Annotated in this window: 22 protein-coding genes, 1 tRNA gene and 1 other RNA gene; 10 read left to right on the forward strand and 14 right to left on the reverse strand. The window is 66.6% G+C overall.

Annotation, left to right across the window (positions count from 1 at the left end):
- Positions 1–2 precede the first annotated feature (2 nt).
- On the forward strand, positions 3–407 hold the full coding sequence (locus ACOZ32_RS07565; RefSeq protein ID WP_205251568.1) for a hypothetical protein: 405 nt from the start codon (positions 3–5) through the stop codon (positions 405–407).
- Here ACOZ32_RS07565 and ACOZ32_RS07570 read toward each other — a convergent pair.
- Positions 404–1,513: a glycosyltransferase gene (locus ACOZ32_RS07570; protein ID WP_205251569.1), complete on the reverse strand. Its 1,110-nt coding sequence runs from the start codon at positions 1,511–1,513 to the stop codon at positions 404–406. The two genes, ACOZ32_RS07565 and ACOZ32_RS07570, sit on opposite strands and share 4 nt — an antisense overlap.
- 1 nt (position 1,514) lies before the next feature.
- The gene (locus ACOZ32_RS07575; RefSeq protein WP_268825532.1) at positions 1,515–2,648 is read right to left on the reverse strand and encodes a glycosyltransferase family 4 protein; all 1,134 of its coding nucleotides are present in this window, start codon (positions 2,646–2,648) and stop codon (positions 1,515–1,517) included.
- Between the two features lie 21 nt (positions 2,649–2,669).
- Here ACOZ32_RS07575 and ACOZ32_RS07580 point away from each other — a divergent pair, with 21 nt between their 5' ends.
- Together ACOZ32_RS07580 and ACOZ32_RS07585 are read left to right on the forward strand one after the other, a co-directional pair.
- A complete protein-coding gene (locus tag ACOZ32_RS07580; protein WP_010902407.1) occupies positions 2,670–2,951 on the forward strand; it encodes a ribonuclease P protein component 4 in 282 nt (93 codons plus the stop codon).
- A gap of 47 nt (positions 2,952–2,998) precedes the next feature.
- Positions 2,999–3,241, forward strand: coding sequence for a YhbY family RNA-binding protein (locus tag ACOZ32_RS07585; RefSeq protein ID WP_010902408.1), 243 nt, complete (start codon positions 2,999–3,001; stop codon positions 3,239–3,241).
- A gap of 15 nt (positions 3,242–3,256) precedes the next feature.
- Here the strand turns inward: ACOZ32_RS07585 and ACOZ32_RS07590 are convergent, their stop codons facing one another.
- Together ACOZ32_RS07590 and ffs are read right to left on the reverse strand one after the other, a co-directional pair.
- Positions 3,257–3,718, reverse strand: coding sequence for a universal stress protein (locus tag ACOZ32_RS07590; RefSeq protein WP_205251571.1), 462 nt, complete (start codon positions 3,716–3,718; stop codon positions 3,257–3,259).
- Positions 3,719–3,809: 91 nt separating this feature from the next.
- An RNA gene (gene ffs, locus ACOZ32_RS07595) (signal recognition particle sRNA) lies at positions 3,810–4,120 on the reverse strand.
- A gap of 104 nt (positions 4,121–4,224) precedes the next feature.
- Here ffs and ACOZ32_RS07600 point away from each other — a divergent pair.
- Genes ACOZ32_RS07600 through ACOZ32_RS07610 form a run of 3 tightly spaced genes read left to right on the forward strand, consistent with a single transcriptional unit; the run spans position 4,225 to position 6,584 of the window.
- The gene (locus tag ACOZ32_RS07600; RefSeq protein WP_205251572.1) at positions 4,225–5,286 is read left to right on the forward strand and encodes a hypothetical protein; all 1,062 of its coding nucleotides are present in this window, start codon (positions 4,225–4,227) and stop codon (positions 5,284–5,286) included.
- Between the two features lie 8 nt (positions 5,287–5,294).
- On the forward strand, positions 5,295–5,576 hold the full coding sequence (locus ACOZ32_RS07605; RefSeq protein ID WP_010902410.1) for a DUF5798 family protein: 282 nt from the start codon (positions 5,295–5,297) through the stop codon (positions 5,574–5,576).
- 27 nt (positions 5,577–5,603) lie between these two features.
- Positions 5,604–6,584, forward strand: coding sequence for a PLP-dependent cysteine synthase family protein (locus tag ACOZ32_RS07610; protein WP_012289191.1), 981 nt, complete (start codon positions 5,604–5,606; stop codon positions 6,582–6,584).
- Positions 6,585–6,593: 9 nt separating this feature from the next.
- Here ACOZ32_RS07610 and ACOZ32_RS07615 read toward each other — a convergent pair whose 3' ends face one another.
- From ACOZ32_RS07615 to ACOZ32_RS07625, 3 genes are all read right to left on the reverse strand, one after another.
- Positions 6,594–7,007 (reverse strand): CoA-binding protein, encoded by a 414-nt coding sequence (locus ACOZ32_RS07615; protein WP_010902412.1) that lies wholly within the window; start codon positions 7,005–7,007, stop codon positions 6,594–6,596.
- A 32-nt stretch (positions 7,008–7,039) separates the two neighbouring features.
- The gene (locus ACOZ32_RS07620) at positions 7,040–7,687 is read right to left on the reverse strand and encodes an RAD55 family ATPase (RefSeq protein ID WP_010902413.1); all 648 of its coding nucleotides are present in this window, start codon (positions 7,685–7,687) and stop codon (positions 7,040–7,042) included.
- A 114-nt stretch (positions 7,688–7,801) separates the two neighbouring features.
- On the reverse strand, positions 7,802–8,644 hold the full coding sequence (locus ACOZ32_RS07625; RefSeq protein ID WP_010902414.1) for a geranylgeranylglycerol-phosphate geranylgeranyltransferase: 843 nt from the start codon (positions 8,642–8,644) through the stop codon (positions 7,802–7,804).
- A gap of 116 nt (positions 8,645–8,760) precedes the next feature.
- On the opposite strand from ACOZ32_RS07625, the gene ACOZ32_RS07630 reads away from it, so the two are divergent.
- From ACOZ32_RS07630 to ACOZ32_RS07640, 3 genes are all read left to right on the forward strand, one after another.
- Positions 8,761–8,835 (forward strand) — tRNA-Arg (locus ACOZ32_RS07630).
- 1,251 nt (positions 8,836–10,086) lie between these two features.
- The gene (locus ACOZ32_RS07635) at positions 10,087–11,523 is read left to right on the forward strand and encodes an IS66-like element ISNpe24 family transposase (RefSeq protein WP_015298959.1); all 1,437 of its coding nucleotides are present in this window, start codon (positions 10,087–10,089) and stop codon (positions 11,521–11,523) included.
- A gap of 368 nt (positions 11,524–11,891) precedes the next feature.
- Entirely contained in the window at positions 11,892–12,143 is a 252-nt protein-coding gene (locus tag ACOZ32_RS07640) for a hypothetical protein (protein WP_285271697.1), read from the forward strand.
- Between the two features lie 168 nt (positions 12,144–12,311).
- Here the strand turns inward: ACOZ32_RS07640 and ACOZ32_RS07645 are convergent, their stop codons facing one another.
- The 5 genes from ACOZ32_RS07645 to ACOZ32_RS07665 form a co-directional block, all read right to left on the reverse strand.
- Positions 12,312–14,681 carry a methyl-accepting chemotaxis protein gene (locus tag ACOZ32_RS07645; protein ID WP_229373395.1) on the reverse strand — a complete coding sequence of 790 codons (2,370 nt, stop codon included), beginning with the start codon at positions 14,679–14,681 and terminating at the stop codon, positions 12,312–12,314.
- Positions 14,682–14,833: 152 nt separating this feature from the next.
- Entirely contained in the window at positions 14,834–16,471 is a 1,638-nt protein-coding gene (locus tag ACOZ32_RS07650; RefSeq protein WP_205251575.1) for a potassium channel family protein, read from the reverse strand.
- Between the two features lie 120 nt (positions 16,472–16,591).
- Complete coding sequence (locus ACOZ32_RS07655; RefSeq protein ID WP_424335125.1) at positions 16,592–17,533, reverse strand: hypothetical protein; 942 nt, start codon at positions 17,531–17,533, stop codon at positions 16,592–16,594.
- A complete protein-coding gene (locus ACOZ32_RS07660; RefSeq protein WP_205251576.1) occupies positions 17,520–18,422 on the reverse strand; it encodes a S49 family peptidase in 903 nt (300 codons plus the stop codon). Before ACOZ32_RS07660 ends, ACOZ32_RS07655 begins: the two co-directional genes overlap by 14 nt.
- 183 nt (positions 18,423–18,605) lie before the next feature.
- On the reverse strand, positions 18,606–19,634 hold the full coding sequence (locus ACOZ32_RS07665; RefSeq protein ID WP_235156898.1) for an NAD(P)/FAD-dependent oxidoreductase: 1,029 nt from the start codon (positions 19,632–19,634) through the stop codon (positions 18,606–18,608).
- A gap of 90 nt (positions 19,635–19,724) precedes the next feature.
- Here ACOZ32_RS07665 and ACOZ32_RS07670 point away from each other — a divergent pair, with 90 nt between their 5' ends.
- A complete protein-coding gene (locus ACOZ32_RS07670) occupies positions 19,725–21,494 on the forward strand; it encodes an acyl-CoA carboxylase subunit beta (protein WP_205251578.1) in 1,770 nt (589 codons plus the stop codon).
- 18 nt (positions 21,495–21,512) lie between these two features.
- On the opposite strand, the gene ACOZ32_RS07675 is transcribed toward ACOZ32_RS07670, so the two are convergent.
- Both ACOZ32_RS07675 and ACOZ32_RS07680 read right to left on the reverse strand, forming a co-directional pair.
- The gene (locus ACOZ32_RS07675; RefSeq protein WP_205251579.1) at positions 21,513–21,944 is read right to left on the reverse strand and encodes a DoxX family protein; all 432 of its coding nucleotides are present in this window, start codon (positions 21,942–21,944) and stop codon (positions 21,513–21,515) included.
- A gap of 4 nt (positions 21,945–21,948) precedes the next feature.
- Positions 21,949–22,422: a MaoC family dehydratase gene (locus ACOZ32_RS07680; protein WP_010902425.1), complete on the reverse strand. Its 474-nt coding sequence runs from the start codon at positions 22,420–22,422 to the stop codon at positions 21,949–21,951.
- Positions 22,423–22,490: the final 68 nt, after the last annotated feature.

The raw sequence follows: 22,490 nt of genomic DNA on the forward strand, positions 1-22,490 counted from the left end.
GCATGGCAGACGACGACCAACCAGTAGACGACGCCGCCGAGGACGACGGCGAGGAGAAGTCCTTCCGCGAGCGCGTCGAGGAGATCCGTGAGGAGCGAGCCGAAGAGCGCGACGAGGGCGACGGCGAGGACCCCCGCGAGCGCATGGCCGACGCGATGGGCGGCGGTGGCGGCCCGCCCGGCATGGGCGGCGGCGGTGGTGGCGGCGGCAACCCGTTCGCGCAGATGATGGGCGGCATGATGGGGGGCGGCGGTGGCGGCCCGCCCGGCATGGGTGGCGGCCCCGGCGGCGATGAGTCCGGCGGCGGCACCAGCGAGACGGCCGAACGCGAACTGGAGATGCTGCGCAAGGAACTGGAGCGCACGAACAACAAGCTCGACCGCATCGCGAACGCGCTCGAAGACTAACCGAGCAACTCGCGGTAGCGGGCCGCGAGCCGGTCGATGGCGCGCCCCACGCTGATGTCGGGTCTGCGCGCCACACAGTTCTCAGCGAGTGTGTCACGATCGTCGAGCGCGCGCCGTATCGCACGCCGAAACCCGGGGATGTCGCCGGCGTCGTAGTGGTAGCCGGTCGTCCCGTCGATGATCGTCTCGGAGAGCGCGCCCGCGTCCACGCCCGCAACCGGCGTGCCACAGGCGTTGGCTTCCAGGGCGACCAGTCCTTCCGTCTCGATGGGGCTCGGAAACGCGAACACGTCCAGCGCCGAGTAGAACGCCGGCATCTCCTCGCGATCCAGGAACCCCAGGAAGCGCGCGTCGACGCCGCGGGCGTCGGCCTCGGCTTCGAGGTCGTCGCGGGCGGGTCCGTCGCCGCCGAACACCACCGTGGCGTCGACGCCCGCGGCGGCCGCGAGCAGGTCCCCGAGTCGCTTCTCGTAGCCGTGGCGGCCAGTGTACCCGATCAACGGCTCGTCGGCGGGCAGATCGTGTGCCGCCAGGAACGCGGTGGGATCGGTCGGCTGGAAGCGGTCCGTGTCCACGCCGTTGGGCATCGCCTCCACGGGCGTGTCCACGCCGAGCGCCCGGACCTCCCTGCGGGTGCGCTCGCTCGGCGTCAACACGAGGTCGGCACGCGACAGGAACCACCGCTCGTATCGCTCGCTGGCCCGCCGCACCGCCCCAGTCACGGCGTCCGGCCCCACGTACTCGGCGTACTCCGCGGTGGGCGTGTGGTAGGTCGCAACCAGCGGCGCGTCGTTGCGGCGGGCGAGCCGGACGGCCGCGAGCCCCAGTCCGAACGGCGTGTGCGCGTGCACGACGTCGGCCCCCGCGACGGCGTCGGGCGGGCTCGGGAACGCCATCCGATAGCCGTCGTAGAACGGGAACGCCAGGCTCGCGACCGGGTGCTCGGTCTCGGCCGGCTCGTGGTCCGACGCCGGATAAACCACGGGCATCCGGCCGCCTCGCGCCTCGTACTCGGTGTGCCACGCAGACACCGTGTACGTCACGCCGTTGACCGTCGGCAGGTAGGAGTCCGTGAACGCCGCAACGGTCGGCAGCCGTCCGGACACACTACCCCTCCGTGGCCGCGACGGCCGACGCCACGTCGCCGTCACGCAGGCACTCGTAGATGCTGGCGAGCTCCTCGCCGATGCGATCGAGGCTGTGTGATTCCGCGGTCTCCCGCGCGTTCTCGCCCAGCCGCGTCCGCAACTCGGGGTCGCCGGCGAGGCGGTCGATGGCGTCGCGGAACGCTTCGAACGTCGAACACATGAGACAGTCCTCCCCGTCGGTGAAGAACTCCCGGAACACCGGGATGTCCCGGAGGACCACCGGCTTCCCACACGCCATCGCCTCCAGGACGGCGATCCCCTGGTTCTCCACTTTCGCCGGGAACAGGTAGATGTCGCCCGCGCCGAACGCCGCGCGCTTGTCCTCCATGTAGCCCGTGAACGTCACGTTCGCCGGGGGGTCGGACACCCACTTCCGCGTGGCCGCGCCGGCCTGTGGTCCCTCGTCGTAGGGGCCAAACCACGCGAACTCGTGGTCGGTGGCTTTCGCCAACTCGCAGAACATCGTCAACCCCTTGCGCTCGAACACCTCGCCGACGGCGTACACCACGGTTCCGTCGAGATCGAACCGCGCCCGGGTGTCCGCCCGGAACGACTCATACCCCTGCATGCTTTCGAGGTCCACGCCGTTCGAGAGCTGTCGAATCGGGGCGTCGACGGGGTACGCCCGGAGCACGTCTTTCGTGTACTCGCTCGGGCACAACACGAGGTCGGCCTGCGAGTAAAACCACCGCAGGTACGGTTCGAGGGCGGGCGCGATCGTGCTCGACCCCCGGAACGACTGCGCGAAGTCCTCGCGAGTGAGGTGTGCGTGCAACACCAGCGGCGTGTCGGTGCGCCGCGCGTGGCGCGCGACCGCGACGCTTCCCGGCCCCACGAGGTTACAGTGCGCCACGTCGAACGCCGTGAAACACGACCCGCCAGCCGCCAGCGAGCCGATCGAACGCACCGGATCGCCGGCCCGCCACGGCGTTTCAACTACCTCAACGTCGGTCGTTTCGAGGGCGGCCCGCTGCTGGTTCGTCGCGGTCACCATCCCGCCGCGAAGGGCCTCCGCCGCTTCGAGGTAGTTCAGCGCTCGCATCATCCGGTGGACGTACGCCGCCGCCGATAACCCTACCGGAACTGTCTTCAGCGGGCGTCGTCGACCTCCAGTATGGCGTCCATCGCGGCCGAGCGCATCGACCGCCTCCACACGCTCGCGCGGGCGGCGGCCCGCACCGGCGACGACGATCGCGCCCGCGAGTACGTCCGGCTCGCCCGCCGACTCGCCGAACGCAACCGCCTCACACTCCCACCGGCGTTCCGCCGGTTCACCTGTGACGACTGCGACGCCGTCCTGGTCCCAGGGCGCAACGCCCGCGTTCGCACCCGCAGCGGCCACGTCGTCGTGACCTGTGACTGCGGCACGCACGCACGATACCCGTACACCGGCTGACCCATGCAACAAGGTTCAAACAGCCCGGGGCGCAAGCACGCACACGAATGTCAGACGATCTGGCGACGAAAGCCCACGAGGCCGACGTTACTGTCTGGGTTGGGAAGGCCGGCATCGAGTCCGTTGTCGAAGAGCTTGCCGACCAACTCGACGACCGCGACGTTGTGAAAGTGAAGTTCCTCCGGGCGGCCCGTGGCGGCGACGACACGGCAGGGCTCGCCGCCGATCTCGCCGACCGCGTCGGCGCGACCGTCGTGGACGTGCGGGGCAACACCGCCGTCTACCACTAACACGCTGGCCCGCGGCTACGGGGCGTCCTCGTCGCCCACGTTCGTTTTCACCACGGTCGTTGACCGGTCGGTCACGCGCAACACGCGATCAGTCACGCTCCCGAGCAGCGACCGGTACTCGTCCGAGCGCCGCTTCGTCCCCAGGATCACGATGTCCGCGTCGACCTCGTCGGCGACAGTCACGATCTCGTCGGCCGGGCTGCCGTACAACACCGCCGTCTCGATGGTGACGCCCGCGGCGTCGGCGCGCTCGGCCAGCGCACCCAAGACACTGTTGCCGTACTCAGTCAGGCCGTGGGCCGGCCCCTCGGCGGTGTCGACGTACTCGTCGCCGCTGTACGCCGTGGTCACCGCCTCGTCGACGACGTACACCGCGTGCAGCGTCGCGTCCATCGCCGCCGCGAGGTTGAGCGCGTGCGTCTCCGCGTTCTCGGACGCCACGCCGCCGTTCGTTGCGAGGCACACTCGATCGTACATAGCAACGCCTGCCACGCCACGGATAATAAATCCGCCCGCTGTTCCCGGCGACCGGGAGCCGTCGCTGTTCGGCTCCGAATTCGGTATGAATGAGTGGACAGTCGGGGTAGCCCGGCGTTCCCGGCCGGGTAGTCCCGGTCGCCTTCTCCACCCCGCGACCCGTCGAGCGACGGGCGTTCGGTGGTCCGCTGCTCACTTCCGTGCCTGGCGGGTTGCCACCGTCGAACCACGACGGAACGCCCCTGCGGGCGCACGCCGCGGACCGCCGTCCCCGACGGACGAGGCTTCCACGTTGGCTTCCGGGGCCCGACCGCGGCGGTCGGACGCGCCCGGTGTTCGGCCCCCGCTGATGACTGTCTCACGGGTGTCGGGCGGAGCCAAACCGCCCGGCCTAGTCCATCTCATCCTACCCGGGTCGTTCTTAAGGGCCTTTCGGGTTCGAGTAAATGACACTTGCTACCGCGTCTCGCGTTAGCACTTTATCGAGGTCCGTCGTGTCCCCGAGTATGTCCGCGCTACCGAACCACTACGAGACCCTCCGCGAGGCGTTCGACTACGACCGCCCGACCGTCGACATCGGCGACGTGAACGCCGGAGTCGTCGACCGTGCGTTCGCTGCGACGACCGACGAGGACGCGCTCCGCGAGGTGGCCGACAGGGAGACGCTGTTCGTGGCGAGCGCCGGGCTGACGGGGCCGCCGCACGTCGGCACCGTCGCCCAGATGTTCGCCGTGAAGCGCCTGCACGAGGCGGGCTTCGACGCGGAGTTCCTGCTCGCCGACTACGAGAAGGTCGCCACGGGCGGCCGCGACCTCGACGTCGTCCGGGACCTCGCCGACGACTACCGGGTGTTCCTCGACGGCATCGGGTACGGCGGCCGCGTCCGGACGCAGTACGACGCCACCGGCGTGATGCAGACGGCGCTCCGGCTGGCACCCTACTTCGACCCGGACGCCAGCATCGACGTCGACGCGGAGCCGACCGAGTGGGTCGCGGAACTCCAGGCCGCGTACGAGCGCGACCGCGACGGCCCCACCGACGAGGCGACGACGACCGACTTCGGGGGCGACGCGGCGAGCCTGCTCTGTCTCGCGGACTTCGTCCACCCGACGCTGGCCGACGACTACGACCAGACGGTGTTCGTGCTGGGCGTCGACGAGCACGCGCTCGTCCGGGCGAACGAACACCAGCTCGCCGACGCGCCCGTCGACGCCGCCTTCGAGGGGCTGTTCACGCGCATGGTTCCGGGGCTCGACGGCTACCCGAAGATGGCGAAGACGATTCCCGGCTCGGGTATCACGATGGACCAGAGCCCCGAGACGGTGCGTCGGCTCGTTCGGCGGGCGGCCGCCGAGGACGACGGCGCGCCGCCGGAGGAATCCACCGTCTACGCGATGCAGTGTCTCGTTTCGGAGTACGATGCGGCCCGGCTGGCCGAACTCGACGCGGCCTGCCGGGCGGGCGGCGAGGCCTGGGACGCGGCCGTCGAGGCGTACGCGGACTCCCTCGCTGCCCCCTCCCGAGCGTGGCCGTCGGAGGGGAAACGATCAACCCACAGGGGCTGTTAATCGGCTGTATGGGATTCGGTTCAACCGCGAAGAAACTCCAAAAAGTCACCGACCTCGCGGACAACCTCTACGAGCGCTTCGAACAACTCCGCCAGCAAGTCAGCGACCTCACCGGCACGGTCGAGGAGACCAACGACCGGGTTGCAGCCCTCGAAACGGAACTCACCGAGCAGCGCGCGATCATCGACGCCATCGCCGCCGAGCACGACATCGACGTCGCGGCGGTCGCCCCAGCCACGGACTCGCCCCAGGACGACGCCGGCAACCCGGACCCGGATGCCAACGACTAAACGCCACAGCCAGAAACCCCCGTACAGATGACGACCCACGACAGACCCCTTGACTCGGTGCTGGACACCGTCGGTGAAACGCCGCTCGTGCGCGTGCAGGCCGCGCCCGACGACGTCCCCGTGTACGCGAAACTGGAATCGTTCAACCCCGGGGCCAGCATCAAAGACCGCATCGGCACGTACATGATCGAACAGATGCTCGCCTCCGGCGAGCTCCCCGAGGGCGGCACCATCATCGAGCCGACCGCCGGCAACACCGGCGTCGGGTTCGCGGTGGCCGCCAGCCAACTCGGCATCGACGCCGTCTTCGTCGTGCCGGAGCGGTTCAGTCTCGAAAAACAACAGCTGATGCGCGCGCTCGGCGCGGACGTGGTCAACACGCCCACCGACGACGGCATGGGTGGCGCGATCCAGCGCGCCCACGACCTCGCCGCCGAGCGCGAGGACGCCATCGTCCCCCAGCAGTTCTCCAACCCCCTGAACGCCGAAGCCCACTACGAGACCACCGGCCCCGAGATCTACCACGCGCTCGACGGTGCTGTCGGCGCGTTCGTCGCCGGCTGTGGCACGGCCGGCACCCTGATGGGCACCAGCCGGTTCCTCCGCGACCAGATCTCGGCGCTGCACGTCACGGCCGTCGAACCGGAAGGGTCGATGTACGCCTCGGCCGCCGGGGCCGACGTCTCCGAAGGCGAGTACAAGACCGAGGGCATCGGCACCCACGACCCGTCGACCAGCGAGCTGTTCGACCCCGAGTTCGTCGACGACGTCACCCAGATCCCCGACGAGGACACGCACGCCGAAATGCAGCGCCTCGCCGCCGAGGAAGCCCAACTGGTCGCGTCCAGCGCCGCCGCGAACAGTCTCGCCGCCATCGATGTCGCCGAGCGCGCCGCCGCCGGACACATCGACCTCCCACACGACTGCGTGGTCACTGTGTTCCCTGACTCAAGCGAGCGCTACCTCTCGAAGGGGCTCTACGGCGACTACGAGGAGTGGGAGGGCTGACGCCGCCCCCTACGGTGCCACCAGGCGCTGGTGGTCGACTTTGATACAGCTGTTCGACACCACCCGAAGGCCGGCCGCCGCGGCGCGCTCCTCGGCGTCGGCGTGCTGGATGCCGACCTGCAGCCAGACGGCGCCGACGTCGTCGCGCGCGATCGCAGCGTCGACGATCCCCGGCACCTCCTCGCGGGGCCGGAACACGTCCACGACATCGACCCGCTGGTCGATCTCGGCGAGCGAGTCGGCCGCCGCATGTCCGAGTACGCGCTCGGCGTACGGGTTGACCGGCACCACCGTGTAGCCGTGCGCGTCGAGATACGCGGGCACCTCGTGGGCGGGTTTCCCGGGCGTCGCCGAACACCCGACGACCGCGATCGTTTCGGCGTCCAGGACTGCCCTGCGCTCGCTGTCGGTGTTGCCTGCCATTCCACCGGCGTACGGCTACCGCGCCGATAAACCTATAGCTCCCGCCACGACGTGTCGTCACCGACGCCCAGTACCCGCGCCCGAAACCCGCCGTCGTGCTCCTGGATGGTGATCACACCGTCGAACAACTGCTTGAGCGTGCTCACGGTCTTGGCGTCGTGAGCCGCCCCGTCAACGGTGAACAGCCCCAGGGCGTCCGCGGACTGCACGCGCCCGGTGAACACGTGCAGGAACCGGAACACGGTCTGCAGGTCGGAGTACATCAACAACGTCGACAACGAATGCAGCAGGATCCGATTGCGGGTGCTGTCGCGTTGCTCGTAGAGGCGCTGTAACAGCTCCGACAGCTCGATCCCGATCCCGGTCAGATCGTTCGGCGAGGACGCGTACCGCACCAACTCCGCGTCGCGCCGCTCACCCCCCATCCCTTGTTGTTTTGTCACACAATCGACGACGCCGAGCGTCGCAGTCTCGGCGTCGCCGACGCCATCGAAGGCATCGATCACGCGGTTGGCACTATCCTTGGTCGAGACGACAAGCGCGCTCTCGCCGGCGTCGGTTCCGGCCGCAAGCACCCGGAACCCGAGATCGCGCTTCCCACTCATCGCTGGTCCCTCCACAAGGAGGTTTGTCCCCTCCGACACGTCGACGCCGGAGAACGCGGCGCCTAACTCGTACATAGTATCATCACCTCCCAACGGTAGTCAGGGGCGGCCCCACAGGCCACCCAGCTCCCCCGTTCTTGCCTGCGTCTACTGTGTCCTGTGGCGGTTATATTCCTTTTGATTAGGCTGTTATGGCGTGACAAGACGCCCGACGACGAACGCCGCCGCGGCGAGCAACTGTCCGCGCTTCAACAGCCGCTGACCGGCGGCTGGGTCCGTGTAACTCCGGGCTGCCGCCACCACCATCACGACCACGCCCGGACACACGGCCACCAGATACCACCACCCGAACACGCCCACGAGATACGGCACCGGACTCGCCGCCGCTGCGCCCACGACGAACACCGCACTGACTGCCAGCGCGCGCTGGTGCCCCACCACCACCGGCAGCGTCCGCAAGCCCGCCGCCCGATCACCAGCCAGGTCCTCGACGTCCTTGATGACCTCGCGGGCGAACGTCGACAGCGCCGCCAACGCCGCCAACACACCGCCCGCAAGCGGACTGCCGACCGCCGCCGCCCCGAACACGAACGTGCTGCCGCCGAGGTACGCCACCAGCGCGTTTCCCGCACCCGGCCGTCCCTTCAAATACTGCGTGTACGTCAGCAACCCGGCGAGGTTCAGTGCCGCGATGCAGACCGCAAGCACCGGCAGCGTCGCCGCCAACGCGGCCGCCCCCACGAACAACACGACGCTGTACGCCAGCGCCCCCCGCGGCGACACCGCACCCCGGGGGATCGCGCGGTCGGGATCGTTGATCCGGTCGACCTCGCGGTCGAAGTAATCGTTGATCGCGTTCCCGCCCGCCGTCGCCAGCCAGGTCGCCCCCACCGCAGCGCCGGTCGCCGCCGGCCGCCCGACGGCACCGCCCGCAACGAACGCCCCGATGAACGTCAACGCCCCCGCCGCCAGCGTGTTCACTGGCCGCGCCAACTCAACCAGCCCGCGCCCGGTCTCCACGCCCGTCCCCATGCGTCGTATCCGCGAGTGGAGCCCACAAAAACCGAGCGAAACCACTGCCCCAGCCACACCGCATCCGTCCCCGAATCACTGGGCTTAAACGTCCCCCCCGAATACCGTGGGATGCAGGGCGCTTAGCTCAGCTTGGACAGAGCACTTGGCTTCGGACCAAGATGCCGCGGGTTCAAATCCTGCAGCGCCCACTCGATTCCTTCCTGAAGCGCGTCCAACTCAGGAGCGCGAGGCTAGACTCGTACACACTAGCGAGACGTGGGTGTGATTTTGAGTTACTGGATGGGGTGAAACGGCCGGGATTCGCCCCGATCTGCCCAGTCACGTCGGCCTCGACCAGCTCGTTGAGACTGCGAGTGCCGAATTATGCACACGAGGTTTGCGGTCTCGTGTGCATATCTCGGAATCGAATTCTGAGCGCGTGAAAACGCTTGTTTGTGTTAACGCCCTCAAAAACCGCCACACGAGAGAGAAATCAAAAGTTAACAGCTAAAGGTCAGAGACGCGACTACGCAGGGCTTCGTATGCGCTACCCAGCGGGCCACGGCTTCCCTCTACGAATTTTCCGGACTCATCGCAGCCTGAGCGATCGCCGGAGCTTCCGTGGTTGTGGTGGTTACTCATTGTCCTACTAATTGGTACAACGGCTCTTCGTATAGAGGTGACGGTTGAGGTGATTGACTTGCCCCTATTTATACAGCGTCCGAAATTACGATCCCTGACCCGATTAACAGACAAACGAGACCCAGAATAAAGAGGATTTGAACACTCCAAAGCAAATTCCGATTTCTCTCCAAGCGAGTCTGCATAACCGAAATAGCATCGTCGTACTCGTCCGATAGCTCAGAAGTGGCCTTCCAAGCATTCCGCCGCTCACTTAGACCATGCCGTATACGCTCCCCAATTCCGTAAATCGGCTGGGAGTACTGTGTAGTTACAATTCCAATTATCAATGAGAAGGTGAGAGATATTAGTCCAATACAGCCTACGTAGACTGCGACGGTAGATATTTTTGGGGCTATAAGATAGGGCCCGTCCGAAGAGGGTTCCAGGAGAAGGCTAAGCCCAGTAAACGTAATTCCCAATAAAACCGCGGAGGTTCTGGTAATACGTAGTGCTCTATCGTCGATGTGCTGCATCATTTCATACTGATTTCTCAATATATTTCTCTCCTCGTTTATAACCTGATTAAATGTGTGGGTGTTGGGACTGTTCTCGTGTTGATTTGGATCAGTACGTTCGGTCATAAGATTGCTATATCGTAGGGAAGGTTAAAATAACAGTATGTGTTTAGCCCGAGCTGATTTCGCCACCATCTCATAGGAGGCGCACAAATCGGGCTGTATGAGCTGGCAGCGGAGGTTCGTGATGATCCACAGGGATGGGCTCCGTCGCGGAGCCCATCCCGTTGCCTCCGCTGTCTGTACTGGAAGGTGGGATCTGTGAACGGAGATGATCTCACCAAGGACGAGTTGCTCTCCCGGTTTTTGCAACTTGAACAACGAGTCGAAGAGCTTGAACAAGAGAACACACAGCTCCGAGAGAAGTTGCAAGAGAAAGACGAGCGGGTCGAAGAACTCGAAACACGTCTTCGCAAATACGAGAATCCGCACACTCCACCCAGCAAGCGACGGTCGGGGACCGATGAGTCCCCGACCTCGCAGGACGACGAAGACGACGATGTCCGAACTGATGGCGGTACTCCTGGTCGAAAGGACGGTCACGATCCGGAGTGGCGTTCTACAGCTGATCCCGACGAAGAAATCGAAGTCACCTGTGACTGTTGTCCTGAGTGTGGCGACCACTTCGACGAGTCGGTGGGCGTCAGCCCCCGACTCGTCGAGGAGATTCCTGATCCGCAGCCCCCAGAAATCACCCGGTACAACCGCCACTACTACCAGTGCGATTCCTGTGGAACAGAGACAGTTGCGGCTCACCCCGACTGCCCCGATGAGGGGCAGTTCGGGGTGAACGTCATCGCTCAATCAGCTCTGTCACGGTACGATCATCGCCTTCCCTACCGGAAGATCGCTGACCGCTTCGAGCAACTGCATGGACTCGAACTCTCGGGTGCATCCGCGTGGCACGCGACCGAGCGCGCTGCGCGCGCCGGTCGCTGTGAGTACGACCAGATCCGTCAAGAGATCCAAGATGCCGACGTGGTTCATATCGACGAAACAGGTATCAAACGTGAGGGTGAGCAGGCGTGGATCTGGACGTTCAAGACCGCTCAGCATACGTTATACGCGGTCAGAGAGAGTCGTGGAAGTGATGTTCCCGCGGAAGTCCTCGGTGAGGACTTCGCGGGAACGGTCATCTGTGACGGGTGGACGGCGTACCCAGCTTTCAGCAGCAACCTCCAGCGGTGTTGGGCGCACATTCTTCGAGAGGCTGAAGACGCCGCGGAAAAGCAGGCAGAAGGTGAACCGATCTACCACGCTCTCAGACAGGTGTACGTCGCTCTCCAGGCCCGGCTGGAGAGCGACTTGACAGTCCGTGAGCGAGCAGACCTCCAGCGTGTGGCGCGAAGAGAGCTTGAATCGCTGATTGAACGGTCAGTACCCGACGGACCAGTGGCAACACTGCTCGGGAAGATCGAAGGAGGTCTTGACCACTGGCTCACCTTCGTCGGTGAGCCAGCGGTCTCTCCGACGAACAATGCCGCAGAGAACGCGCTTCGTGAACCAGTGGTTCTCCGGAAAATCATCGGAACGCTCCGTAATGACCGAGGAATGTTCGTTCACGAGACGATCTTGTCCCTGCTGGCGACGTGGCGCCAGCAGGGACGCAATCCATACGAAGAGCTTCGTCGAGTCGTCAGCAGCAATGATATGATCTCACGGGCTCACGCTGTGCCGGCTGTCGAGACCTCGGGGTAAACACATACAAATAACATATTTAAATATACTTCTGAACTTTATCTCGATCAGATGTTCTATCTAGGGGGTCCAGCCGCCAGTCCTCAAACTAGGGCCGATGGCGAGGGCCACGTCGTGCTCTACAGAAGGGGCGAGCAAGTAGCAGCTCGAAGGGAGCCTACGGGCTGCTCTGGGTTCTGTACATAACTTCCAGACTCGTTTAGAGTGTCCTGTGGGCGCTCGACGAGCCAAGTGCACTGCTCGTGCGACAACTCGGCGTCTCCGTGCCCCCCGGACGGCGACTCGTCCGGTCTACCACTGGGTGAAAATGTGAGTCACCGAGAACTTCACCAGGGGAGTTTTAGTGGATCGCGAGTCTGGCCCTTCACATGGGAACTTCCGATGATCTCACCGAAGCCGGCGTTCGGCGCGCCGTCAGACAGGGGGTGGCAGACGCGGGGCTGTCCCTCGTCTCGACCGTTTTCTGGACGGTGCTGGCCGTCTTCACGGTTCTCGTTGGCCTCCAAGCGGTACAGCTGGCGTTCCACACCACTGGCTTGGCTGCCGTGGCTTTCGCTGCCGTCGGGATACTCGTGACCGGCGCCAGCGGCTATCTGCTCTATCTCCTCCACTGGGCGTGAGACACCTCCCTGTGCAGTGACCTCTCGGAATCGTTCTGTGTCGGGGCGATCCCGCATCGTACCGGTCGGGACGGAACGGCAGGCCCGCCTCGGAGACGCCGTGGTCGCGATCCAACCGCGGCGGAGAGCGTGACCCCCCATAGGGACGGGGCGCACGCCCGCCGCCGCTTACGAGGTGTCGAACTGTTCGGCTCGATCCAGGAGCTCCGTGGCCTGGGTTTGCAGTGACTGCGCGCTCTGGGAGATCTCCTGGATGGCGCTGGTCTGCTCTTCGGCGGCGGCCGAGACGTTGCTGGCTTCGCCGGCCGTCTGATCGCTCACGCTGGCGACCTCCTCGACCATGCGTGTGGCTTCCTGGACGGACGCCGCTTGGTCTTCGGTCGCGTCGTTGATCGACTGAATGCCCGCGTTGGCGTCTTCGACGCGATCGACGATGTCCTCCAGCAGCGCGGCGGTGTCCGTGATGGTGTCCTGTCCGTCGCCGACGCGGTCGCGCATCTCGTACATGTCCTCGGCGAGCGCGCTCGTCGATGCCTCGACCTCCGCGATCAGGGATTCGACTTCGTCGGTTGCGGTCGCAGTGTCCTCGGCGAGGGATTTGACCTCGTCGGCGACCACTGCGAACCCGTCCCCGCTGGTGCTCGCGTTCTCGGCCTCGATGGACGCGTTGATCGCGAGCATGTCCGTCTGGGACGCGATGTCGTCGATCATCGTGACGATGTCGCTGATCCGACCGACCTCCTCCTGGAGGGACTGCATCTCTTCGACGGTCTGCGTGGCCTTGGATTCGATGGCGTCCATCTCCGCGATGGCGTCCGTCGCGGCTGCCTGTCCGTCCTGGCCCATCGCCGCCGCGTCCTCGGCCTGCTGGGCGACGTTGTTCGAGGAGGACGCGATCTCCTCGACGGTCGCCGAGAGGTCCGTCATTTCGCCGGCGGCAGCGGTCAGCTTCTCGTTTTGGTTCTCCGCGCCGGCGGAGATCTGCTCGATGCTTTTCGCCACCGACATACTGGACTGTTCGATCTCGTCGGTTGATGCGGACATCGCGTGGGTTCTGTCGTCGACGGCGTTGGCCGTGGCTTGGATCCGGTCGACGAGGGCTTCCAGCTGCACGAGCATGTCGTTGAACGCCGTGGCGATCTGCGCCAGCGACTCGCGGTCGACGTCCGTATCGAGGCGCTGTGTGAGGTCGCCGTCGGCCGCCTGCTGCATCTGCGTGCTGAAGCGTTCGGCCTGGCGCTCCAGCGAATCGGCAAGCGCCTGGGCCTCCTCGCGGGACTGCTCGGCGTCTCGCTGCGAGCGCTCGGCCTCCTCGCGGGCATCGGTGAGGTCTTCGATGAACGTTTCCAGATCCGTCTGCATCGCCGTGAGCGACTCCCCGAGGGTTCCGGGCACCTCGTCGTCGAGCACGTCGTTGTCGAAGTCCTGTTGGGAGAGCGCGATGGCCTGCCCTTCGACGGTTTGAAGGTACGATTTGATGTCGCGGAACCCCGACCGAACCCGCCCGATCTCGTCGATGCGGCCGTTGTCCTGGATCTCCTGGTCGAGGTTCCCGTCGGCGATCGCGGCCGTCTGGGTGGTGATCTCGCGCAGCGAGCCGATCAAGCCCGCCCGGACCACCGCGACGAAGCCGACGAGACCGATGAGGGTCAGCCCCAACAGCACCCAGATGTTCGTTTGCACGTTGTTCGCGATGGCCAGCGCGTCCGATTTGGGTGTCTCCTTGACGACAACCCAGTTGGTGGCGTCGTCCTGGACGGCCGCGAACGCGATGATCGTGTCCTCGGTGACGACCGTGCCACGGTCCTGGGACTCGATGGTTTCGATGACCCCACTGCCGCCGATGCTCTGGTACTGCGTGAGGAACGCCGACTCGTTGCGGTCGAACAACACGTCCCCGGTGGTGTCGCCGACCGCCGTGGTTTTGGTGCCGTTGATCGCGCTCGTGAACCGCTGTGCGCGCTCGCTGGTCCGAACCACCGCGATGAGCAACGCGTCTTCCTCGGGGACCGGGGACGCGTAGGCGACCGACGGCGTGCCGTCGTCGGTGTACATCCAGGTCTGAACGACCGCGTCGGGCGTCTCAAACGAGACCTCCGAGAACGCCTGCTCCTGTGGCCAGACGATGTTCGTGGCGGCGATGCCCGCGCCCTCGAGTTGCCGGTCGGTGCTGGCGCGTATGCTGCCGTTCTGCCGGCCGACGTAGTGGAGGTGTGCGACCTCCGGCGGGAGGAACTCCCGCTCCGTGGCGAGCGTTTGGCGAACCGCGGCGTTGCTGTCGGCGGTCAGGCCGCGGTGTTTCGAGAGCGTGCGGACCGTCGAGCGCTGGGATTGCACCCACTGCTCTAGTGACCCCGCCTCCTGGTCGGCGTTCGTCAGCAGCGTTGCCTGTTGTTGGTCGGTGAGTTGATTGGAGACCGCGGTCTGCGTGACGACACCGGTGACGACGATGCTAACGATCAAGACGGCCGCAAGCACGCTGAACTTCCGGACGTAGCTCCGCCGCACCCAGTCCGGGAGCCTGTCTTCGAGCGTCACGCGCGACACCCCCCGCTGTTGGTGCCCACTCTGTCTGTGCCCATGATACACGCACTCATGGGCGGCGGACTGATAAACGCATCACCGACGGCGCGCCTGGGGTCGCCACGCTGTCGCGCACGATCACCCGCTCGTCGACCGCCCTACCGGGGTCACACGAACGCGTCGGTGAACGCTCGGATGCCCTCGGTGGTGCCAGCCACCACCAGCTTGTCCCCGTCCCGGACGCGACTGTTCGGGCCGACCTCAGTGATGAGCGCACCGTCCCGGTTGATCGCCACGACCGTGCAGCCGGTTCGGGTTCGCACCAACGCGTCACCGATGCGCGTCCCCACGAGCCCGGGTGCTGCGGTCCGGACCACCTCGATCTGGCGGTCAAGCGCCAGCACGTCCTCGCCGTCGATGACCGTCGACGCGATCATGCGGCCCGTGACAGCCGCCAACGACAGCACGTAGTCCGCGCCCGCACGGTACATCTTCTGAATGCTGCCGGACTCCTCGACCCGCGCGATCACCTCCGTTGCCGGGCTCAGATCGCGGATCACCAGCGTCGCGAACTCGGTGAGCGTGTCGTCGGGCAGCGCCAGAATCACCGACCGCGCGTCCTCGATGCCCGCCGCACGCAGCGTCTCCGGCTCCACCGCGTTCCCCACCACATCGACGCCATCAACGTCCGCGCTGGCATCCACGACGGTGTGTGGCACCCCGGCGGTATCCAACTCGTCGGCGATCGACTTGCCGACGTGGCCGTACCCGATTACGAGCGTCTCCCCGCGCTCGAAGCGCCGAAACTCCGACTGCGTGATCTCCATGAGCGCCTCCAGTTGGTCTTTCCGCCCGGTCACCAACAGCACGGTGCCGTCAGTGAGCCGCGTCTCGGGGTCCGGCGGGGTTTCGAACTCGCCGTTGAACCACGCACCCACGACGTTCACACCCGTTCGCTCGCGGATCCCGCTCCGCGCGAGCGTCGTCCCCTGTAGCTCACTGCCCGGATGCACCGGGAACTCCGCCATCTCGAAGCCGTCCCGGATCTCGACGGCGTCCGCCGCGTCCATCGACACCGACATCGTCACCTTGGACGCGAGACTCCGCCCCAGCAGCGGCCGCGGGGACAGCACGTCGTCAGCCCCCGCGAGGCGATGGTAGGGAATGCGGTCGGGATCCTCCACGACGCTCACGATCGGTACGTCCTCGTTGGCCTCCCGGGCAGCGAGCACGATGCTGGCGTCGACGCGGTCGGACACGTCGGCCACGAGTGCGCGCGCCGACGCCAGGCCAGCGCCACGCAGCCCCGACACCGACTCCGGATCGGCGTGCACAACGTCGACCCCGTCCTCGTAGAGCTCGATCGCCTGCTCGCGGTCGGGTTCGACGATCACGTACGCCACGTCCCGGGATTCGAGATCGGCCACGAGCGCGCCCGCCCGAGACGTGTACGTGCACACGACCACGTGATCGCTGTAGTCGTCGACCACCGTCTGTGGCACCGTCGTCGCGAACGCGTCCTCCATGAGCGGGAACACGAACGCCGGCAGCGCCATGAAGATCAACGCGACCCCGGTGAGGTCCATGACCGCCACGAACACGTTCATCTCCGGGGTCGCCCACGGCGCATCGGATCCATACCCCGTCGTCGTGAACGTCTCCACCACCACCCGGAACGAATGCACGAACGTCTTCGGGTCGCCCTCGAACAGCCGCATCCCGTAGTAGTAGCCCACAGCGAACGCCGCCATCAACCCCAGCAGGCCGAGCGAGTAGGCGGCGGTGCGCCGTTGCCACTTGTTCATGCACGTGTCGTCACACCCACCCCATTAAACGCCACCGAGAACGCAGTCACAGACGGCGCCTCCGGTGTCGGCTCCCCGCCACAAAGAACACCGCACAGCGAACCGCACCGACTCGTAGGCTTACTCGCTCGGCGCCGGCATCCGCCCGCGGTCACCCGTCACCAGGTAGTCCGCGAGGTTGCCCACCAGCACTTCGTTGTCGGCGACGTACGTCCAGTCCGGATCCAGCACCGACGAATCACCGAGCGCCACGATGTTGCCGGTCCGCGCCAGCACGCCGTACGCGTCGGCGTCCCGGGTGGTCGTCAGCTCCGTCTCCGAGTCGGTCTGCAACAACACGTTGTTGCCGGTGACCGGTGCCGCCTGATGCACGACGACGCTGTCGACACCCGCGGTGAGGTCACTACTCCCGGTCGGAGCGGCGTCGATGTTCGCGTGGTTGTTCACGTTGTCCGTGGTGTCGTACAGGTACCCGGAGCCGACCGTCAGCCCGTACTGCGACAACACCGGCGTGAACTCGGCCGCCGACCGGCCGGACCGACCGAACCCGCCGATCCCGAGCAGTCCGCCGCCACCGCCGGACTCCGGTTCGCCCGCCGCAAGCACGCGACCGCCGGCGTCCACGAACGCCGACACGCCGTCGGCCTCAGCCGGCTTGAACCGGTTATCGGGAGCCAGCGAAACGAACGCGTCGGCGCCCCGAAGCGTCTTGTTCAGTTGCTCGCCGCCCGGCCCGCGGTCCGGCTGATAGAACCGAACCTCGTGGCCGTTCTCGGTGAGCGTGTTGATCAGTGGCCGCAGCTGGAACTCGCCGACGCCGTTCCCGTGGGCCTTGTCGATGACGACGACCTTCCCGCTGGTTGTCGCCGACATCTCGATCTGCCCCTCCTCGACGGGCTGCGTGGCGATGTTCGGCGAGTCGTGGCCCGGCACCGACAGCTCCCCCGCGGAGAACGATCCGCTACCGCCAGCGATCATGCCCGGTCCCACGATGGCCGCCGCAACGATGACCGCGACGAGCACGAACGCGCCGATCCGAGATGTCATATCAGCAGGACGCATTTTGGATCACCTCCAGGTCAGGCCCCGCCTGTGGAGCGTATGCAAGGTATTCGTTGGTACAGAACTCCGACGTCGAGACGGCGTTCGCCGCCCCCGTATCGGAGTTGCCGCCGATGATGCTGAGGAGCCCGCCGAGACCGCCCGGGCTCCGATACACGACGCCGTAGTTCTGCACGCTCGCGCGGTCGGCGGCGTCCGCGATCGCCGCGTCGAGGCCGCCGATCTCGTCGGCGAGCCCGATCTCGACGGCCTTGTTGCCGGCGTAGATCTGCGCCCGGCCGATCGTCTCACGGTCGACCGTGAGGTCGTCGCCGCGCTCGTTCATGACCACGTCGAGGAACGACTGCCGGAAGGTCGCGGCACGCGCGCGAGCCTTGTCAGCCGGGCCGGTCGTCCCTTTGTCCGGCGCGGATTTCCACCGCGAGGGGACGCCGTTGTTCTCCGACACGGAACTGATCACGCCAACGCTGCCAACGAGCGAGCTCGGCGTGACGTAGATCTTGTCAGTCGGCGCGATCGTGTAGTAGCCCCCCGAGGCTGCCGGGCCCCGGACGCTTGTTACGACCGGCTTCTCCTGTGCGAGCCGTTTCACCGCGCGGTACTGCACCTCGCTGCCTGAGACAGCGCCGCCCGGGCTGGACACCCGGAGCACGACCGCGTCGATCGAGTCGTTTCCACGGATCGATCGCAGTTCCTTGGCTACCGCGTCGCCTGTCCCACCAGTGATCGCCGATTCGATGTTAACGACCGCGACCGAGTTCTCCGGGCCACTGTCGGACCCCGACTGGAGCGCAACCCCGCCGACGCCGCCAACGATGGCGGCGACGACGATGATGAACGTCCAACTGGTCGCAAGCGTTTTTGCGTGTTTGTCGATTGGATTCGTCATTGTAGTCGATGCACCGTCTGTCGAAACCAAGACGGCGTTCACTCCGTCCAACACGGCCAACTGTCTTAAACGCGCCCACCGGCTCGCAGGACCTGCAAACCCGACGCCGCTCCGTCACAATCATATACCCCCGTCTCAGCGAGCGGCAGCCACCGGCCACGCGGGCCGGCACTCTGACCGCGGCTACCCCCGTGTGATGTGGTCGGCAGCGGCGAGCCCGGCTTCGACGGCGGCGTGGACCCGGCCGTCGCCGGCCACCCAGTCACCCGCGACGTGCAGCCCCGCCTCCCGCGCGGCGTCCACAGGCGCGCCCGCAACGGCGTCGTTGGGGAGCGCGTACCGCCACCTCTGGGTGTCCGTCCAGTCGGGGTCGGCCAGCGGGTCGTCGCCGAGCAAGACGCCGGCGGCCCGCGCCGCCACCGCGGCCTGCTTGCTGGCGGGGTGGTCGTAGTGCTCCCGCGACCAGTCGGGAGCCATCTGCACGATCAGGATCTCCTCGCCGTCCGGAACGTGGCCGGCCTTGCAGGCCTCCCGTGAGAGCCACCCGATGTCGTGGCCGTCGTCGGTGTTCACCAGTCCGTACCACTCCCGGTCCAGCTCGAAGGGGTAATGAAGCACGGCGGTGACGATGGGCCGATAGGACACGTCCGCGGCCGCCGCCCGGAGCGCGTCCCGGCGGTCGTCCGCCCAGTCGGTGTTCGACAGCAGCGTGGCTGTCTGCGGGGCGGGCGGCGTCAGCAACACGTCGTCGAAGCCAGTGTGTCGAGTTCCGCCGTCGATCGTTACGGTCCAGTCGCCGTCGTCGGTGCGTGCGAGCGTCTCGACGCGTGTCTCCGTTTGGACGGTGGCGTCGGTCGCCGCGAACAGCCGCTTTGCGAGCTGTGTGATGCCCGCCTCCCACGTCCACTTCGGGTCGTCGTCGCCCCGCCCCGGCGAGAGCTCGCCGTCCCCAGTGAACGTCCACACCGGCGCGGTCACGTCCACGAGTCCGTCGTCACCGAGCGCGCGAACGAGCTCCGCGACCGGGCCGTCACCGGGTTTCACGTAGTTCGCACCGTGGTCGTAGCGACAGCCGTCCTTGCGCCGGGTCGCGGCCCGCCCGCAGACGCCCCGGGACTTCTCGAAGACGGTGATCTCGCGGTCAGCCTCCCGGAGCCCGTACGCGGCCGCCGCGCCCGCGGGACCAGCGCCGACGATTGCCAGCGAATCCATACGCTGTGTTGGCGCTCGCCCGTCAAAAACCCAGGCGGCCAATGGTCAGAAGAGAAAACGGTATGGGGGAGCCTCCTGTCACCGATGATCATGAAAGTACGAATCGGCGTCGGTGCGACGGACGCGGAGGCCAGCGCGGTCGCGGCCGCACTCGCGGCACACGTCAGCGACGACGTTGCGGTGTATCTGGGCGACGCCGACGAGCCGGCAGCAGTCCACGAACCCGCCTCCCCTGCCGACGACAGCGCCGACGCCGACGACCTCGGGCCGACTGAACGCGAGGAGGTGCTCCGCGAGGAGATCGCGGACATCCTCGACGGCGGCCCCGAGAAGTACAAACAGCGCCTGCCCGAGCAGGACAAACTGTTCGTCCGCGACCGCCTCGCCCTCTGGTTCGGCGACGACGACGACGGCGACGACGATCTCCTCTTCGAGGACGGCAGGTTCGCGCATTTCGACGGCTGGCATCCCAACAGCCCCGATGTCGACGAGGCAGACGACGGCACTCGGGTCCCGGCCGACGGGCTCATCACGGGCGCGGCGGATTTCGACGGCCGGGACCTCCACTTCATGGCCAACGACTTCACCGTGAAAGCGGGGTCGATGGCCGAGCGCGGCGTCGAGAAGTTCCTCCGCATGCAGCAGCGCGCGCTCAAGACCGGCAAACCCGTGCTGTACCTGATGGACTCCTCGGGAGGGCGCATCGACCAGCAGTCGGGGTTCTTCGCGAACCGCGAAGGCATCGGCAAATACTACTTCAATCACTCCCGGCTCTCCGGCCGCGTCCCCCAGATCTGCGTGCTGTACGGCCCCTGTATCGCCGGGGCAGCGTACACGCCGGTGTTCGCGGACTTCACGATCATGGTCGAGGGGATGTCCGCGATGGCCATCGCCAGCCCCCGGATGGTGGAGATGGTGACCGGCGAGCAGATCGAGATGCAGGACCTCGGCGGCCCGCAGGTGCACGCCGAGCAGTCCGGCAGCGCCGACCTGGTCGCCCGCGACGAGGACCACGCCCGCGAGCTGGTCGCGGACCTCGTGCAGTACCTCCCCGACAACAGCGACGAGAAACCGCCCAGTCAGCCGGCGAAGCCGCCAGCGAAGCCGCCCAAGGGCATCGACGGCCTGATCCCGGAGGCACCGAACCGCGCCTACGACATGCACGACCTCATCGACCGCGTGGTCGATCAGGACTCCTTTTTCGAGTTGCGGCCCGAGTACGGTGCCGAGATCCTGACGGGGTACGCGCGCATCGACGGCCGCACGGTCGGCATCGTCGCGAACCAGCCCGCCCAGCGCGCCGGCGCGATCTTCCCGGACGCCGCCGAGAAGGCCGCGGAGTTCGTCTGGAAGTCCGACGCCTACAACATCCCGTTGCTGTACCTCTGTGACACGCCCGGCTTCATGCCGGGGTCGTCCGTCGAGAAAGACGCCATCCTGGAGAAGGGCAAGAAGATGATCTACGCCACCAGCGAGGCCACCGTCCCGAAGCAGTCCGTCGTGGTGCGGAAGGCCTACGGCGCCGGCATCTACGCGATGTCCGGGCCCGCCTACGACCCCGAGTCCACCATCGCACTCCCATCCGGCGAGATCGGGATCATGGGGCCCGAAGCCGCGATCAACGCCGTCTACGCGAACAAGCTCGACGCCATCGACGACCCCGAGGAGCGCAAACAGCGCGAGCAGGAGCTCCGCGAGGCGTACCGCGAGGACATCGACGCCCACCGGATGGCCTCCGAGACGGTCATCGACGAGATCGTGCCGCCCTCCGAACTCCGGACTGAACTCTCGAACCGGTTCAGCTTCTACGAGGACGTGGACAAAGACCGCCCGTCGAAGAAACACGGCACCATCCTGTAGTCGGCACTGTCCGGCCGCCTACTCGCCTCGAAGTGCGCCCACGAGCACCGCCAGCGCAAGCCCGGTCAGCCCCACGTCACGGGCGACCACGTCCCCGAACAGCCCCGTGTCGACCCAGACGACAACGAGGTACACGGTCGTCACGGCGAGCGAGCCGGCCGCGACGAGCGCCGCGAACGCCGTACAGCGGTCCGCGAGGAGGAGCGCGGCGAACCCGAGTTCGAGGTAGCCGTTCGCCAGCATGAACGCCGTCGGGGAGACGACGAGCAGGGGGGCCAGCCAGTCCGTGACGTAGACGGTCCAGCCCGCGGGGTCGATGAGTTTGTGCGCGCCCGCCGCGACGAGCATGAGGCCCAGTCCCACGCGGGCGAGCGTCGCCGGTGCGGGTGCGCGCTCGGCGAGGCTGCTCGCGCGGCCGCCGAGCGCGTCGACGCGGTCGCGTGCAGTCACGGGTTCAGTCCCCGGTCGCGTCGTGTGCGCGCTTCAGCGAGAGGACGGTGCGCTCGAACTCGCAGACCAGCGGTTCGTCCTCGCGGTTGACGGCGAACACCTCGACGCGCATCGTGACGACGCCGCGCTCGCCGTCGCTGGTCTCGCGCTTGTCGGTGACCGTCGACTGCACTCGGATGGTGTCGCCGTGGAACACCGGCGCCGGGTGCTCCACGTCGTCGTAGGAGAGGTTCGCGACGATGGTGCCGTCGGTCGTTTCGGGGATGGTGATGCCGACGGCAAGGCTCATCGTGTAGAGGCCGTTGACGATGCGCTCGCCGAACTGCGTCTCGGACGCGAACGCGGCGTCCAGATGCAGCGGCTGCTGGTTCATCGTCATGTCACAGAACTCCTGGTTGTCCGCCTCCGAGACCGTGCGCCGGGTGGCGTGCTCGATTGTCTCCCCGACCTCGAAGCCCTCGTAGTAGCGGCCTGTCATGCCCGGGAGGTGGACGCCACCCGCCAAAGTCGCTCCGGAAACGTACAAGATGGGGGCCGCCGTCGTCG

The sequence above is a fragment of the Halobacterium sp. MBLA0001 genome (assembly GCF_049705385.1).
Classification (GTDB): domain Archaea; phylum Halobacteriota; class Halobacteria; order Halobacteriales; family Halobacteriaceae; genus Halobacterium; species Halobacterium salinarum.

Excerpts from the sequence above, each read along its gene's own strand:
- ACOZ32_RS07565 (WP_205251568.1), top strand. The coding sequence starts at position 3 with ATGGCAGACGACGACCAACCAGTAGACGACGCCGCCGAGGACGACGGC.
- ACOZ32_RS07580 (WP_010902407.1), top strand. The coding sequence starts at position 2,670 with ATGGCGTCCATCGCGGCCGAGCGCATCGACCGCCTCCACACGCTCGCG.
- ACOZ32_RS07585 (WP_010902408.1), top strand. The coding sequence starts at position 2,999 with ATGTCAGACGATCTGGCGACGAAAGCCCACGAGGCCGACGTTACTGTC.
- ACOZ32_RS07590 (WP_205251571.1), bottom strand. The coding sequence starts at position 3,718 with ATGTACGATCGAGTGTGCCTCGCAACGAACGGCGGCGTGGCGTCCGAG.
- ACOZ32_RS07600 (WP_205251572.1), top strand. The coding sequence starts at position 4,225 with ATGTCCGCGCTACCGAACCACTACGAGACCCTCCGCGAGGCGTTCGAC.
- ACOZ32_RS07605 (WP_010902410.1), top strand. The coding sequence starts at position 5,295 with ATGGGATTCGGTTCAACCGCGAAGAAACTCCAAAAAGTCACCGACCTC.
- ACOZ32_RS07610 (WP_012289191.1), top strand. The coding sequence starts at position 5,604 with ATGACGACCCACGACAGACCCCTTGACTCGGTGCTGGACACCGTCGGT.
- ACOZ32_RS07615 (WP_010902412.1), bottom strand. The coding sequence starts at position 7,007 with ATGGCAGGCAACACCGACAGCGAGCGCAGGGCAGTCCTGGACGCCGAA.
- ACOZ32_RS07620 (WP_010902413.1), bottom strand. The coding sequence starts at position 7,687 with ATGTACGAGTTAGGCGCCGCGTTCTCCGGCGTCGACGTGTCGGAGGGG.
- ACOZ32_RS07625 (WP_010902414.1), bottom strand. The coding sequence starts at position 8,644 with ATGGGGACGGGCGTGGAGACCGGGCGCGGGCTGGTTGAGTTGGCGCGG.
- ACOZ32_RS07640 (WP_285271697.1), top strand. The coding sequence starts at position 11,892 with ATGGGAACTTCCGATGATCTCACCGAAGCCGGCGTTCGGCGCGCCGTC.
- ACOZ32_RS07650 (WP_205251575.1), bottom strand. The coding sequence starts at position 16,471 with ATGAACAAGTGGCAACGGCGCACCGCCGCCTACTCGCTCGGCCTGCTG.
- ACOZ32_RS07655 (WP_424335125.1), bottom strand. The coding sequence starts at position 17,533 with ATGCGTCCTGCTGATATGACATCTCGGATCGGCGCGTTCGTGCTCGTC.
- ACOZ32_RS07660 (WP_205251576.1), bottom strand. The coding sequence starts at position 18,422 with ATGACGAATCCAATCGACAAACACGCAAAAACGCTTGCGACCAGTTGG.
- ACOZ32_RS07665 (WP_235156898.1), bottom strand. The coding sequence starts at position 19,634 with ATGGATTCGCTGGCAATCGTCGGCGCTGGTCCCGCGGGCGCGGCGGCC.
- ACOZ32_RS07670 (WP_205251578.1), top strand. The coding sequence starts at position 19,725 with ATGAAAGTACGAATCGGCGTCGGTGCGACGGACGCGGAGGCCAGCGCG.
- ACOZ32_RS07680 (WP_010902425.1), bottom strand. The coding sequence starts at position 22,422 with ATGACAGGCCGCTACTACGAGGGCTTCGAGGTCGGGGAGACAATCGAG.